Annotated in this window: 13 protein-coding genes; 3 read left to right on the top strand and 10 right to left on the bottom strand. The window is 66.1% G+C overall.

Annotated features, from left to right (window positions below; all coding sequences use genetic code 11):
* The first annotated feature begins 4 nt into the window (after nucleotides 1-4).
* Nucleotides 5-751 (top strand): SDR family oxidoreductase, encoded by a 747-nt coding sequence (locus tag BLR24_RS28745; RefSeq protein WP_093023844.1) that lies wholly within the window; start codon nucleotides 5-7, stop codon nucleotides 749-751.
* 12 nt (nucleotides 752-763) lie between these two features.
* On the top strand, nucleotides 764-1,405 hold the full coding sequence (locus BLR24_RS28750) for a MarC family protein (RefSeq protein WP_021012807.1): 642 nt from the start codon (nucleotides 764-766) through the stop codon (nucleotides 1,403-1,405).
* A gap of 7 nt (nucleotides 1,406-1,412) precedes the next feature.
* Here BLR24_RS28750 and BLR24_RS28755 read toward each other — a convergent pair whose 3' ends face one another.
* From BLR24_RS28755 to purT, 10 genes are all read right to left on the bottom strand, one after another.
* Complete coding sequence (locus tag BLR24_RS28755) at nucleotides 1,413-1,874, bottom strand: EVE domain-containing protein (protein ID WP_093023846.1); 462 nt, start codon at nucleotides 1,872-1,874, stop codon at nucleotides 1,413-1,415.
* An 8-nt stretch (nucleotides 1,875-1,882) separates the two neighbouring features.
* The gene (locus BLR24_RS28760) at nucleotides 1,883-3,049 is read right to left on the bottom strand and encodes an ABC transporter substrate-binding protein (protein ID WP_093023955.1); all 1,167 of its coding nucleotides are present in this window, start codon (nucleotides 3,047-3,049) and stop codon (nucleotides 1,883-1,885) included.
* A gap of 48 nt (nucleotides 3,050-3,097) precedes the next feature.
* Nucleotides 3,098-4,981: an AMP-dependent synthetase/ligase gene (locus BLR24_RS28765; RefSeq protein WP_093023848.1), complete on the bottom strand. Its 1,884-nt coding sequence runs from the start codon at nucleotides 4,979-4,981 to the stop codon at nucleotides 3,098-3,100.
* Nucleotides 4,982-4,985: 4 nt separating this feature from the next.
* Nucleotides 4,986-5,759, bottom strand: coding sequence for an ABC transporter ATP-binding protein (locus BLR24_RS28770; protein ID WP_093023850.1), 774 nt, complete (start codon nucleotides 5,757-5,759; stop codon nucleotides 4,986-4,988).
* Between the two features lie 475 nt (nucleotides 5,760-6,234).
* On the bottom strand, nucleotides 6,235-7,056 hold the full coding sequence (locus BLR24_RS28775) for an ABC transporter ATP-binding protein (RefSeq protein WP_055798234.1): 822 nt from the start codon (nucleotides 7,054-7,056) through the stop codon (nucleotides 6,235-6,237).
* Nucleotides 7,053-8,129: a branched-chain amino acid ABC transporter permease gene (locus BLR24_RS28780; protein WP_093023852.1), complete on the bottom strand. Its 1,077-nt coding sequence runs from the start codon at nucleotides 8,127-8,129 to the stop codon at nucleotides 7,053-7,055. The genes BLR24_RS28775 and BLR24_RS28780 overlap by 4 nt, the downstream gene beginning before the upstream one ends.
* 6 nt (nucleotides 8,130-8,135) lie before the next feature.
* Complete coding sequence (locus BLR24_RS28785) at nucleotides 8,136-9,011, bottom strand: branched-chain amino acid ABC transporter permease (protein WP_093023854.1); 876 nt, start codon at nucleotides 9,009-9,011, stop codon at nucleotides 8,136-8,138.
* Nucleotides 9,012-9,032: 21 nt separating this feature from the next.
* The gene (locus tag BLR24_RS28790; RefSeq protein WP_093023957.1) at nucleotides 9,033-9,860 is read right to left on the bottom strand and encodes a helix-turn-helix domain-containing protein; all 828 of its coding nucleotides are present in this window, start codon (nucleotides 9,858-9,860) and stop codon (nucleotides 9,033-9,035) included.
* Between the two features lie 110 nt (nucleotides 9,861-9,970).
* Nucleotides 9,971-10,915, bottom strand: a complete 945-nt coding sequence (locus tag BLR24_RS28795; RefSeq protein WP_093023856.1) for an alpha/beta hydrolase — start codon at nucleotides 10,913-10,915, stop codon at nucleotides 9,971-9,973.
* A 119-nt stretch (nucleotides 10,916-11,034) separates the two neighbouring features.
* The gene (gene purT / locus BLR24_RS28800; protein ID WP_093023858.1) at nucleotides 11,035-12,249 is read right to left on the bottom strand and encodes a formate-dependent phosphoribosylglycinamide formyltransferase; all 1,215 of its coding nucleotides are present in this window, start codon (nucleotides 12,247-12,249) and stop codon (nucleotides 11,035-11,037) included.
* Between the two features lie 186 nt (nucleotides 12,250-12,435).
* Here purT and BLR24_RS28805 point away from each other — a divergent pair, with 186 nt between their 5' ends.
* Nucleotides 12,436-13,284 carry a 3-hydroxybutyryl-CoA dehydrogenase gene (locus BLR24_RS28805; RefSeq protein WP_093023860.1) on the top strand — a complete coding sequence of 283 codons (849 nt, stop codon included), beginning with the start codon at nucleotides 12,436-12,438 and terminating at the stop codon, nucleotides 13,282-13,284.
* Nucleotides 13,285-13,295 lie beyond the last annotated feature (11 nt).

The raw sequence follows: 13,295 nt of genomic DNA on the forward strand, positions 1-13,295 counted from the left end.
GGATTTGGACCAGGTACTCTTGATCACGGGCGGCGGCCGGGGCATCGGCGCCGCAACCGCCTTGCTGGCGGCAAAGCGCGGCTACGCGGTGGCCGTCAACTACGCGAGCAACTCGCTTGCAGCGGACGAGGTGGTGCGCACCATCCGCGCCGGCGGCGGCACAGCGGTGGCCGTGCAGGCCGACGTGGGCGACGAGGCGCAGGTGACCGCCATGTTCCAGAAGGTCGATGCCAGGCTCGGCCGCCTCACGGCGCTGGTCAACAGCGCCGGCGTTGTCGACGTGCAGGCCCGCGTCGATGAAATGACCGCGCTGCGCCTGGAGCGCATGTTCCGCACCAACGTGATCGGCAGCTTCATCTGCGCACGCGAAGCGGTGCGGCGCATGAGCACCCGGTACGGCGGCGCGGGCGGGGCGATCGTCAATGTTTCCAGCGCCGCGGCGCGGCTGGGCTCGCCCGGCCAGTACGTCGACTACGCGGCCAGCAAGGGCGCCATCGACACCTTCACCATCGGCCTGGCCAAGGAGATCGGCGCCGAGGGCATCCGCGTCAACGCGGTGCGCCCCGGCCTGATCGACACAGAAATCCACGCTTCCGGCGGCATGCCCGACCGCGCCTTCGAGCTGGCGCCCACCGTGCCAATGCAGCGCACCGGCAGCGCGGAAGAAATTGCCGGCGCGATCCTGTGGCTGCTGTCCGAAGAGGCCAGCTACACCACCATGGCCCTGCTCGACGTGACCGGGGGGAGGTAGGTGAGTACCTCGATGGACCTGATCAAGCCGCTGGTCACGCTGGTGGCCATCGTCAACCCGCTGGCCATCGTGCCCTTCTTCATCCACTACACGCAGGGGTACTCCGATGCGCAGCGCCGGCACACGGTGCGCATGTCGGCCTTCAGCGCCTTCGTGGTGATTGCGGTCAGCGCGCTGATCGGGCTGCAGCTGCTGGCGTTCTTCGGCATCTCGATTGCCAGCTTCCAGGTGGGCGGCGGCCTGCTGCTGCTCATGAGTTCGCTGTCCATGCTCAATGCGAAGCCGGCCGAGAGCAAGACCAACGTGGAGGAGCTGCGCGCCACCGAGGTCAAGGCCTCCATGGGCGCGTCCATCGCGGTGGTGCCACTCACCATTCCGCTGCTCACCGGGCCGGCCACCATATCGACCGTGGTGATCTACGCCGACAAGACGCAGCATCTGTGGGAGCTCGGGCTGCTGGTGGGCTACGGCGTGGTGGTGGCGCTGGCAACCGCGCTGGCCTTTTCGCTTGCGCAGCCGATTGCGCGTGTGCTCGGCAAGACCGGCATCAACATCATGACGCGGCTCATGGGCCTGATCCTCGCGGCGCTCGCGGTCGAGGTCATGGCCGACGGGCTCGGCAAGCTGTTCCCGATCCTGCAGCGCGTGGGCTAGCGCCTGTTCAGGCCAGCATCTTCTCGATGATCCGCCAATGCGCGGGCTCGACCGGCGTGATCGACAACCGGTTGCCCTTGCGCAGCACGACCAGGTCGGCCAGCTCGGGTCTGGCGCGCAGCTCGGGCAGCGCCAGCAGCCGGGTCTTGCGAACGGCCTGCACGTCGACCAGCAGCCAGCGCGGATCGTCCTTCTTCGAGGCCGCATCGTAGTACGGCGACTCGGAGTCGAACTGCGTCGGGTCGGGCTTGATGCCCGAAGCCACGCGCGCAATGCCCGCGATGCCCGGCTCGGGGCAGCTCGAGTGATAGAAGAGCACGCCGTCCCCTACCTTCATGCCATCGCGCATGAAGTTGCGTGCCTGGTAGTTGCGCACGCCGGTCCACGCCACCGTGGCGTTGGGTGCGGCAAGCGCATCGTCGATCGAGACCTCGCCGGGCTCGGATTTCATCAACCAGTAATTGGGCATGGTGCCCGTTATGGTGTCACATAGTCAGAGACGACGACCCATTTTCCGTCCTTGATTTGCGACAGGCGGGACTGGTCGTTGCCCAGCCGCTTGGTGGCGGTGTAGGTGCTCTTGGCACTGCCGAACATGTCGGGCTCGAAGGTCATGGTGTCCATCGCCTTGATGAAGCTGTCGGTCGTCAGGTTGGGGCCGGCCTTCTGCGCCGCCTTGATGAACGAATCGATGATGACGTAGCCGTACACCGAGAACACCGTCGGGTCTTCGTTGAACTTGGTCTTGTACTTGTTGGCCCAGAAGCGCAGCGGCTGCGACTGCTCGTCGGTGTAGGGGTTCTGCACCGTCATGGTGGCGTAGATGCCGTCCATCGCCTTGCCGCCGAGCTTGTGGATCAGGTCGGTATAGGAGGCGCTCGAGCCCAGGAAGGTCGGGTTGAAGCCGGTCTTTCGCGCCTCGCCCACGGTGCCGATGGTCTCGCGGATGATGGTGCCGAGCACCACGAGGTCGCAGTTGGCCGCCTTCATTTTTGCGACCTGCGAGCTGAAGTCTGTGGCGCCACGCTTGAACGATGTTTTCTCGGCCAGCTCCAGGCCCGCCGTCTTCAGGCCGGCCTCGGCGCCGCGCTGCACTTCGAGCCCGAATTCGTCATCCTGGTAGATGGTGCAGACCTTCTTCGCGCCCTTCTCCTTGATCATCTTGGGCAGGGCCAGGCGGATCTGGTCGTAGTAGGTGGCCGCGAACGAGTACTTGAGCCGGTTCAGCGGTTCGTACATTTCACGCGCCGCGGTGATCGGCATGAAGTTGACGATGTTCTTCTCGAACTGCACCGGCATGGCCGCCATGTTTTGCGCGGTGCCGATGTGGCCCGCCATGATGAAGATCTTTTCCTGGTTGACCAGCTTCTGCGCCGCAAGGACGGCCTTCTTCGGGTCGTAGCCGGAGTCTTCGACGAAGAGTTTGAGCTTGCGGCCGTTGATGCTGCCCTGCTCGTTGAGTTCGTCCACGCGCAGTTGCATGCCGTTGCGCGCCTGCTTGCCGAAGCCCGCGAGCGGCCCCGAGAGGTCCTGAATGGTGCCGATGCGGATTTCGTCCTTGCTCACGCCCTGTTGCTGCTGCGCGGACGCGAACGTCGCGACCAGGCCCAGCACGGCCAAGGTCGTCACTGTCTTGAGCTTCATCATGGCGTTGTCTCCTCGGGTTGACAAAAAAAGGTTCGGCGATGCCGGTCAGCGGTACATCGCATCGATGCGCTCGGCATACTTGGTTTGCACCAATTTCCGCTTGAGCTTCATCGTCGGCGTGAGCTCTTCGTCCTCGGCACTCAACTGCGTTTCGAGCAGGAAGAATTTCTTGATCTGCTCGACCCGCGCAAACTTGGCATTGACGCGGTCGATCTCGCCCTGGATCAGGTCCAGCACCTCTTGCGCACGCGTGAGGCTTTCGTAGTTGCTGAAAGGCACATCGTGGTCCTGCGCAAACTTCTCGACGTTCTCCTGGTCGATCATGACGATCACCGTCAGGTACGGTTTCTTGTCGCCGATCACCACCGCATCGGTGATGTAGGGGCTGAACTTGAGCTCGTTCTCCAGCTCGCTCGGCGTGATGTTCTTTCCACCTGCCGTGATGATGATGTCCTTCATGCGGTCGGTGATGCGGAAATACCCTCCCGCGTCGACCGTTCCCACGTCGCCGGTGTGCAGCCAGCCGTCGGCGTCGATGGTCTCGGCGGTTTTCTCGGGCAGGTTGAGGTACCCCATGAAGACATTGGGGCCGCGCACCAGGATTTCGCCGGTCTGCGGATCGAGGCGCACCTCGTTGTAGCTGGTGGCCGGGCCAATGGAGCCCGGCATGATGCGCGACGGCGGCACGCCCGTGGACGCGCCGCACGATTCGGTCATGCCCCACACCTCGAGCATGGGCACGCCGAGCGCCAGGTACCAGCGCACCAGTTCGGGCGAGATGGGCGCCGCGCCGGTGACGAGGAACCGCGCACGGTGGATCCCGATGAGCTTGCGCACGTTGTCCAGCGCCAGCCAGCGCGCCAGGCGAAACTTGAAACGCAGCCCCGCGCCCACCGGCTGGCCCTGCAGCACGCGCTCGGCAATCTGCCGGCCCACGCCGATGCTCCAGCCGTAGGCGGCCTGCTGCAGCCGGCTCGCCTCCTTCAGCGTGATCATCACGCCGGAATAGAACTTCTCCCACACGCGCGGCACGGCCGTGAACACCGTGGGCGAAATCTCGCGCACGTTCTCGGGCACCGTCTCGGGGTTTTCGACGAAGTTGAGGATCGAGCCGGTGTACATCGCGAAGTATTCGCCGCCCATGCGCTCGGCGATGTGGCACAGCGGCAGGAAGCACATGCGCTCGTCGCCCTCGCCCTGCGACAGCAAGGAGTTGTAGCCGCGCATGGTGTACACCAGCCCGCGGTGGCTGTGCATCGCGCCCTTGGGCTTGCCCGTGGTGCCCGAGGTGTAGACGAGGATGGCAAGGTCTTCGGGCCGGCAGGCGGCAATGCGTTGCTCCAGCGCCTGCGGATGGTCCTGCAGATGCGCGCGGCCGAGCGCGCGCAGCGCGTCCAGGCTCATGACGCCGGGATCGTCGAGCTCGCGCAAGCCCTCCATGTCGAACACGACGACCTTGCGCAGCAGCGGCAGTCGGGCGCGCACTTCGAGCGCCTTGTCGAGCTGCTCGTCGTCCTCCACGAAGAGCACGGTGGTGCGCGAGTCTTCGCAAAGATAGTGCACCTGCGAGGCCGCGTCGGTCGGGTAGATGCCGTTCGACACGCCGCCGCAGCTGAGCACGGCGATGTCGCACAGCACCCACTCGATGACGGTGTTGGCCAGAATCGAGGCGCATTCGCCCGGCCCGAAGCCGAGCGCCAGCAGGCCGCCCGCGATCTCGCGCACGGCCTCGGCGGTCTGCCGCCAGGTCCAGCTGCGCCAGATGCCGAATTCCTTCTGCCGCATCCAGACCTTGTCGGCGCGCAGTTCCACGGCCTTCCAGAACACGGCCGGGATGGTGTCGCCGGGCACGACGATGCCGGGCTTGGCCTCGAGGTGCGCCAGGTCCCACAGGCCGGCGGGAGGGCGCAAGGCGACGGGGGTGGTCATGCGGTCATCTCCACGTCTTTTTCTTTTTCCAACGCCGCTCGCCGCGCACGCCGTCGTCCTTGACGCCAAGGTAGAACTCCTTGATGTCCTCTTTCTCGCGCAGGCGTTCGCAGGTGTCTTCCATCACGATGCGGCCGTTCTCGAGAACGTACCCGTGGTCGGAGGCGTTGAGCGCCATGTTGGCGTTCTGCTCGACCAACAAAATGGTGGTGCCGCGCTCGCGGTTGATGCGCACGACGATCTCGAAAATCTCTTTCGTCAGTTTGGGGCTGAGGCCGAGGCTGGGTTCGTCGAGCAGGATGAGGTGCGGCGCAGCCATGATGGCGCGCGAAATCGCGAGCATCTGCTGCTGGCCGCCCGAGAGCAGGCCGGCGTCCTGCGTGGCACGCTCACGCAGGATGGGAAAGTAGCTGTAGACGCTCTCCATGTCTCTCGCCACGCCGTCGCGGTCCTTGCGGGTGTAAGCGCCCATGAGCAGGTTTTCTCTCACCGAGAGCAACGGAAACACTTCGCGGCCTTCGGGCACGTGGCTCAGGCCCTGCTGCACGATGTAGGCCGGGTCCTTGGCGGTGATGTTCTTGCCCTGGAATTCGATGCTGCCCTTTCTCGGGTCGATGATTCCCGAGATGGTTTTCAGGATGGTCGTTTTTCCTGCGCCGTTCGAACCCAGGACCGTCACGATCTCGCCCTGCCTGACTTTCAGGCTCACGCCGCGGATGGCCTTGATAGGGCCGTAGGCGCTTTCGACGTTGAGCAGTTGGAGGACGACGTCGGTCATGGCGTTGGTCTTTTTGCTTCAAACGGGGAGCGGCGTTGGGGCCCATGCCCCCGGCGGGCCGACGTCACCGGCCGCTTCGCGGCTCCCCTGCGCTGCTCACGACAGGCGGGGTCTCGCAGAACTCGCTCCACTGCGTTGCGCTCAAACAGCTGCGAGCCCTGATCCGCCCGTCGCTCCGCTGCTCGGCGGTGCCTCAACGGCCCGCCGGGGGCATGGGCCCCAACGCCGTGGGCACGCTCAGGGTGATTTCTCCACCCCAAAGCCCGGTGTGCGGTGCGGGGTGGGCGCCCCCTCTGTGCCGCCGAGGAGCGCAGCGTTTCGCGGATCAGGGCTCGCAGCTGTTTGAGCGAAGCGAGTTCTGCGAGACCCCGCGAAACGCGAGCACCGCAGGGGAGCCGCGAAGCGGCCGGCATAGTGGGGGCGCCCGCGCCGTGCCGCATGCCGGGCGTCTCCAACGAAGCAGCGAACAAGGCATTCATGCCGCCACCCTTCTCAAGCTGCTCACATCGTCCACGGTCCCGAGATAAGCCTCGATGACACGCGCATCCGCTTGCACTTCGCGCGGCGTGCCGGTGGCCAGGACCTCGCCCATGTTCATAGCCAGCACGCGGTCGGACACCTTCGACACCAGCGACATGTCGTGCTCGACCATCAGCACCGACACGCCCAGCTCTTGCTGGATGTCCTGGATCCAGAACGCCATGTCGGCCGTTTCCTCGACATTGAGCCCCGACGATGGTTCGTCGAGCAGCAGCAGCTTGGGCTCTGTGCACAAGGCCCGAGCAAGCTCCACCACCTTGCGGACCCCATAAGGCAGGCCCGCCACCATCGAATCGCGGTGATGCTGCAGGTCCAGCAGCTCGATCACCTGCTCCGCTTTCTCGCGCGCCGCGATCTCGGCGCGGCGGGTGGCGGGCGTGAAGAACACCTCGCTCCAGAAACCCGTCTGCCGATGAGTGTGACGGCCGATCAGCAGGTTGTGCAACACGGTGGCGTGTTCGAAGAGTTCGATGTTCTGGAAGGTTCGCGCAATGCCGAGCGCAGCAATCGCATGGGGTGCCTGGTGCGTCAAGGCCAATGGGCCGGCCGCTTCGCCGTGCCACGTGATCTCGCCCATGGTCGGCGTGTAGATGCGGCTGATGAGGTTGAACACCGTCGTCTTGCCCGCACCGTTGGGGCCGATCAGCGTGAACACCTCGCCGCGGCGCACGTCGAAGCTCACCTTGTTGACCGCGAGCACGCCGCCGAAGCGCACGCTCAGGTCTTTCGCCGAAAGAAGAACGTCGCCGCTGCTCATCTCAGCCGATCCGACTTGGTGAACGACTTCTGTCGCTTGAACAGCCCCTTGCGGTAGAACGGAAAGAGCTGCAGCCAGGTCCGGATCTTGAGCCAGCGTCCGTAAAGCCCCAGCGGCTCGAACAGCACGAAGGCGATCAGCACCAGGCCGTACACCAGCCCCTGCAGCCCCGGTGCCTGTCCGACCACGGCCGGCAACCAGTCCTTGCCCATCGAGATCAGTTGCGGCATCGCGATCAGGAAGATCGCACCCAGGAACGCACCGTGCACCGAACCGAGTCCGCCGATCACCACCATCAGCAGCAGGTCGATGGACTGCAGGATGTTGAACTGGTCTGGTGAGATGAAGCTGAGCTTGTGCGCGTACAGCGCGCCCCCCAGCCCCGCGAGCGCGGCCGAAATCGCGAACGACATCGTCTTGTAGCGCGCCAGGTGAATGCCCATGCTCTGCGCGGAAATCTCTGAATCGCGGATGGCGACGAAAGCGCGGCCTGTCGGCGAGCGCAGCAGGTTCAGGATGCCCAGCGTGCTGAGCACCGCCACCACCAGGCACAAGAAGTAGAAGCCGTTGCCCGACCCCAGCGACCAGCCGAAGAGCTGCGGCGACTTCACGTGAAGCCCCGAATTGCCACCCGTGACGCTATCCCAGCGCGCGAACACTTCCTCGACGATGAAGCCGAACGAAAGCGTCGCGATGCCGAGGTAGATACCCTTCACGCGCAAGGCCGGCAGGGCCACCACCACGCCCACCGCCGCCGAGAGCGCCGCGGCCGCGAGCAGCGCGATCGGAAACGGCACGCCCAGGTTGGTCAGCACGCCCTGCGTATAGGCGCCCGCGCCAAGGAACGCCGCGTGGCCGATGGAGAACTGCCCCGTGAAGCCCGCCAGCAGCATCAGCCCCAGACCGACGATGCCGTAGATCAGCACGAAGGTCAGCTGCGCGAGCCAGTATTCGTCGATCACCCATGGCGCGACGATGAGGAACGCGACCAGGAGCCCATACCAGAACACATGGCCGCCGTGCCGCGCAAGGCGGATGTCCTGGTCGTAGCTGGTCTTGAAGATGAAGCGCATATCGGACTACACCTTCTTGCGCAGCTTTTCGCCGAACAGGCCATTGGGTTTGATCATCAGCATCAGCAGCACCACGATGTAGGGCGCCGTGTCCTTGAAACCGTCGGGCAAATAGAAACCCGCGAACGATTCGACGATGCCGATCACCAGCCCGCCGACGATGGCTCCCGGCAGGCTGCCGAAGCCGCCCACCACCGCGGCCGGAAAGGCCTTGAGCCCGATGAAGCCCATGTTCGCGTGCACGAAGGTGATGGGCGCAAGCAACATGCCGGCAATGGCCGCGACCGCCGCCGCGAGCCCCCACACCAATCCGTTCAGGCGCTTCACCGGAATGCCCATGTAGTACGCCGCGAGCTGGTTCTGCGACGAGGCTTGCATGGCAATGCCGAGCTTGCTGTAGCGGAACATCGCGAACAACAGGCCGCAGAGAATGGCCGTGGCAATGATGATGGCCAGCTGCTCGAGATTGACCACCAGTCCGCCGAGCTTCCAGATCTGGTCCTTGTAGGGCGCGGCCAGCGTGTGGGTGTCGGTGCCGATGCCCGGCACCATGGTGATGAGGCCGCGCGCCACGTAGGCAATGCCGATGGTCAGCATCACGATGGAGAACTGCGGCTGCCCGAGGATCGGGCGGATCACCACCAGTTCGAGCAGCACGCCGAAGGCGGCCATAGCCACTACCGCGAGGATGGCCGCGAGCCAGAACGGCAGGCCGAACAGCGACATGCCGGCAAATGCACCGAAGGCGCCGAGCATCATCAGATCGCCCTGCGCAAAGCTCACGGTTTCGGTGGCCTTGTAGATCAGCACGAAGCCCAGCGCGATCAAGCCATAGATGCAACCCTGAGCAATGCCTGAGAGAAGGAGCTGGAGAGTCTGCATGCGGCTTCTGTCTCCCTGCGCCTAGTGCCTGAGGCCGCCGGCTGCGTCATGCAGCGCCAGGCGGCGCGAGCCGGCCAGGATGTCGCTCGGTTTGAGTCCGTAGACCTGGCGAATCGAATGGCTGAAGTGCGTCGAATCGGGGTAGCCGGCGTCCAGCGCGATATCGGTCAGCGTGCTGGTCTGGCGCACGTAGCGCAGCAGGCTGCGCGCGCGCTTCCAGGCCCGGAAGGCGCGAAACGCCATGCCGGTCTCCTGCTTGAACAGATGCAGGAAACGCGAGAACGAGAGGTGCACCGAGGCCGCGCAGTCTTCGGCCGAGGCGGGCGCGGCCGGGTCGGCATTGATGGCGTCGATGACCTTGCGGATGCGTGCATCGAGCGCGCGCGGCGCCAGCGCCTCGCCGAAGAAGATGCGGTCGAACTCCAGGCCTTCGAAGCTCTGGCGGCCCGAGAGTCCAAGCAGCTGCGCGTGCGCATCGCGCATGTGCTGCACGAACGCCGGCGCATCGACCGGCCCGCAATGCTGCAGAAAGCCGGGCAGGCGCGCGGGATCGACGGACTCGGATTCGATCAGCAAATTGAAGATGAGCGGATGCGCGCTTTCCACCCGATGCGGCACGTGCGGCGGCACCACCAGCAGCTCGCCCGTCTGCCAGGCGCCCCCGCCGATGCAGAGGCGGTTGGGCGGCGCACCGGCCGGCGACACGTACACGCCATGCCCGCCCACCGTGCGTTCCGCCGCGGCACCGAGCAGGCCCGCGTAGAACACCCGCTGATGCGTGAGCCACATCAGGCGCTCCCCGCGCTCCGGGCCGCCACTTTCGGGCGGCGCCGTCTTCGTTCGCTGCATGGTGTCTGTCTCCTGCATCCGGCCGCCGTCGGCCAGGGGCCGGCGTTGCGTTGGCTGGATCGTAGCGGCCGGGGCCTGCTGCAAGGCGTCCATTTGCGCGGGGACTTTCCCTAGGCCGGCAGAAGCGCGCGGCGGAGCTCGGCGCAGCACAGCGCAATGGCCGTATGGGCCTCGTCGAGCACCTTGCCCATGGTGATGAAGCCATGGATCTGGCGCTCGAAGCAAACGTACGCCGCGCGATTGCCGGCGGCTGTCAGCGCCTCGGCGTAGGCCATGCCTTCGTCCCGCAGCGGGTCGTAGCCGGCGGTGAGCACCAGCGCGGGCGGCAGGCCCGAGAGGTCGCCGTGCAGCAACGGCGATGCGCGCCAATCGAGGTCGTGCCGGGCGTTGTCGATGTAGTGGTCGTGAAAGTAGGCCATCGTGTCGCGGGTCAGCAGGTATCCCTGGCCGTTGGCCTCATGCGAGGGGTGGCCGCGGCGCTGGTCCGTGGCGGGATAGATCAGCAGCTGGAAGGCGATGGGCAGGTCGCCCGAATCGCGCGCCGCAATGGCGGCCACCGCCGCGAGATTGCCGCCGGCGCTGTCGCCGCCCACGGCCAGGCGCCCTGCATCGAGCCCCAGCGAAAGGGCTTGGCGATGCACCCAGCGCGTGGCCACCAGCACGTCGTCCACGGCAGCCGGAAACCGATGCTCCGGTCCCATGCGGTAGTCGATCGATGCGACCGCGCAGCCCGCGCCGTTGGCGAGCGATCGGCACAGCACGTCATGGGTGTCGAGATCGCCGATGACCCAGCCGCCGCCATGAAAGTAGACGAGCACCGGCAGTGCAGCGCCGGCCGTGGAGCCCAAGGGGCGATACAGGCGCACCGGGATGGCGCCCCGCGGCCCTTCGGCGTTCAGCTCACGGACTTCGGCGACCTGCGGCGCCTCGGGCTGGGTGGCGGCGCGCCGGTCGCGATAGAACGCGCGCGCCTCGGCCGGCGAGAGGGTGTGAGTCGGCGGGATGCTGCGCGCCTCGATGAAGTCGAGCAAGGCGCGCGCCTGGGGGTGCAGCATGGTGTCTCCGGTGGGTCGGGCAGAGGTTCTCCCGATCTCATCCGCACGATGCCCGCAGGCGCCGCTCGCCGCTTGCGAAAACTGGCTGTCAACCTTTTGACTGTGCCGCGCGTGGCGCTTCAGGCCTTGCGCGGTTTCACGCGCGAGGCGGCTTCCTTGGCCAGCTTGCGGGCGGTGTCGGTGTCGGCCGCATGCACCAGGGCCACGCCCATGCGGCGCTTGGCAAAGCTCTCGGGCTTGCCGAACAGGCGGATGTCGCTGCCGGGCACCTGCAGCGCCTCGGCCACGCCGTCGAACGCAATCCCGGTGGCATCGACGCCGCCGTAGATCACCGCGCTGGCGCCTGGGCTCTTGAGCGAGGTGTCCACCGGCAGGCCGAGGATGGCTCGCGCATGCAGCTCGAACTCGTTCTGCCATTGCGTGGCCATGGTGACCATGCCGGTGTCGTGCGGACGCGGGCTCACTTCGCTGAACCAGACTTCATCGCCCTTCACGAACAGCTCGACGCCGAACAGGCCCTGGCCGCCGAGGTCCGCCGTGACAGCCTCTGCGATCTGCTGCGCCTTCTGCAGCGCGGCCGGTGCCATGGCATGCGGCTGCCAGCTCTCGACATAGTCGCCGCTCACCTGCACGTGGCCAATGGGTTCGCAGAACTGCGTTTGCACCGCGCCGGCCGCGTCCTTGGCACGCACGGTCAGGAGCGTGATCTCGTAGTCGAAGTCGATGAAGCCCTCGACGATGACCCGGCCGTGGCTCACGCGGCCGCCGGCCATGGCGTAGTCCCAGGCCTTCTGCACGTCGGCCGGGCCGTCGATCTTGCTCTGGCCCTTGCCGGAGCTGCTCATCACGGGCTTGACGATGCAGGGATACCCAATACCTTTCCCGTCCGCGCCGTCGATGGCGGCCTGGAGCTCGGCCAGCGAGTCGCAGAACTTGTAAGGGCTGGTGGGCACGCCCAGCGTTTCGGCCGCCAGGCGGCGAATGCCTTCGCGGTCCATCGTGAGGCGGGCGGCGCGGGCGGTGGGAATCACGCGCACCACGCCGGCGTCTTCGAGCTGCTGCAGCATCGGCGTGGCGATGGCCTCGATCTCGGGCACCACGAGCAGGGGTTTCTCGGCCTCGATGAGCGCCTTGAGCTGCTCGGGGTCGCTCATGGTGATGGTGCGTGCGTGGTGCGCCACCTGCTGGCCGGGCGCGTTGTCGTAGCGGTCGACCGCGATGGTCTCGACGCCAAGGCGCTGCAGGGCGATGAGCACCTCCTTGCCGAGCTCGCCGGAGCCGAGCAGCATCACGCGGGTGGCGGAGGGGGAAAGAGGGGTGCCGAGGGTGGTCATGGTCGGGATCGAAAAGAGAGAAGAAAAGTCAACCGCCGCACTGTAAGCCACCCGCGGGCGCCCCGTGTCACGCGCGGCAACGGAGGCCTGGCGGGGCTGCTTCACAATCGATCTCCTGCCGCGGCGGCGGCCAGCGCCCCACCCGCTCCCCTTCCCCCGTTTTTTTCTTCTTCAAGGAGTTTTCTCATGACGATCCAGACTGTCGGCATCATCGGCGCCGGAACGATGGGCAATGGCATTGCACAGGCCTGCGCGGTGGCCGGCGTCAACGTGGTGATGGTCGACATTGCCCAGGCGGCGGTCGACAAGGGCCTGGCCACCGTTTCGGGCAGCCTCGACCGGCTGATCAAGAAAGAGAAGCTCACGGCCGAGCAAAAGGCCGCGGCGCTTGCGCTGATCAAGGGCTCGACGAATTACGACGACCTGAAGAGCGCGCAGCTGGTGATCGAGGCCGCCACCGAGAACCATGCGCTCAAGCTCAAGATCCTGAAGCAGATCGACGAGCTGCTGGCGCCCGAGGTGATCATTGCCTCGAACACCTCCTCGATCTCGATCACCCAGCTCGCGGCCGCCACCTCGCGGCCCGACCGCTTCATCGGCATGCACTTTTTCAACCCCGTGCCGATGATGGCGCTGGTGGAACTGATCCGCGGCTACCTCACGAGCGACGCGACGCATGACGCCGTCAAGGCGCTGGCCGAGACGCTCGGCAAGTCGCCGATCACGGTGAAGAACGCGCCTGGCTTCGTGGTGAACCGCATCCTGGTGCCGATGATCAACGAGGCCTTCTTCGTGCTGGCCGAAGGCATCGCCACGGCCGAAGACATCGACGCCGGCATGAAGCTGGGCTGCAACCAGCCGATCGGTCCGCTGGCGCTGGCCGACATGATCGGGCTCGATGTGTGCCTGGCCGTGATGGAGGTCTACCTCGAGCAGTTCGGCGATTCCAAGTACCGCCCCTGCCCGCTCCTGAAGGAAATGGTCGCGGCCGGCCAGCTCGGGCGCAAGACGGGGCGCGGCGTGTACGCCTACTGAGCGTCATCCAA

This window comes from Variovorax sp. OV700 (genome assembly GCF_900099805.1).
Lineage (GTDB): Bacteria > Pseudomonadota > Gammaproteobacteria > Burkholderiales > Burkholderiaceae_C > Variovorax.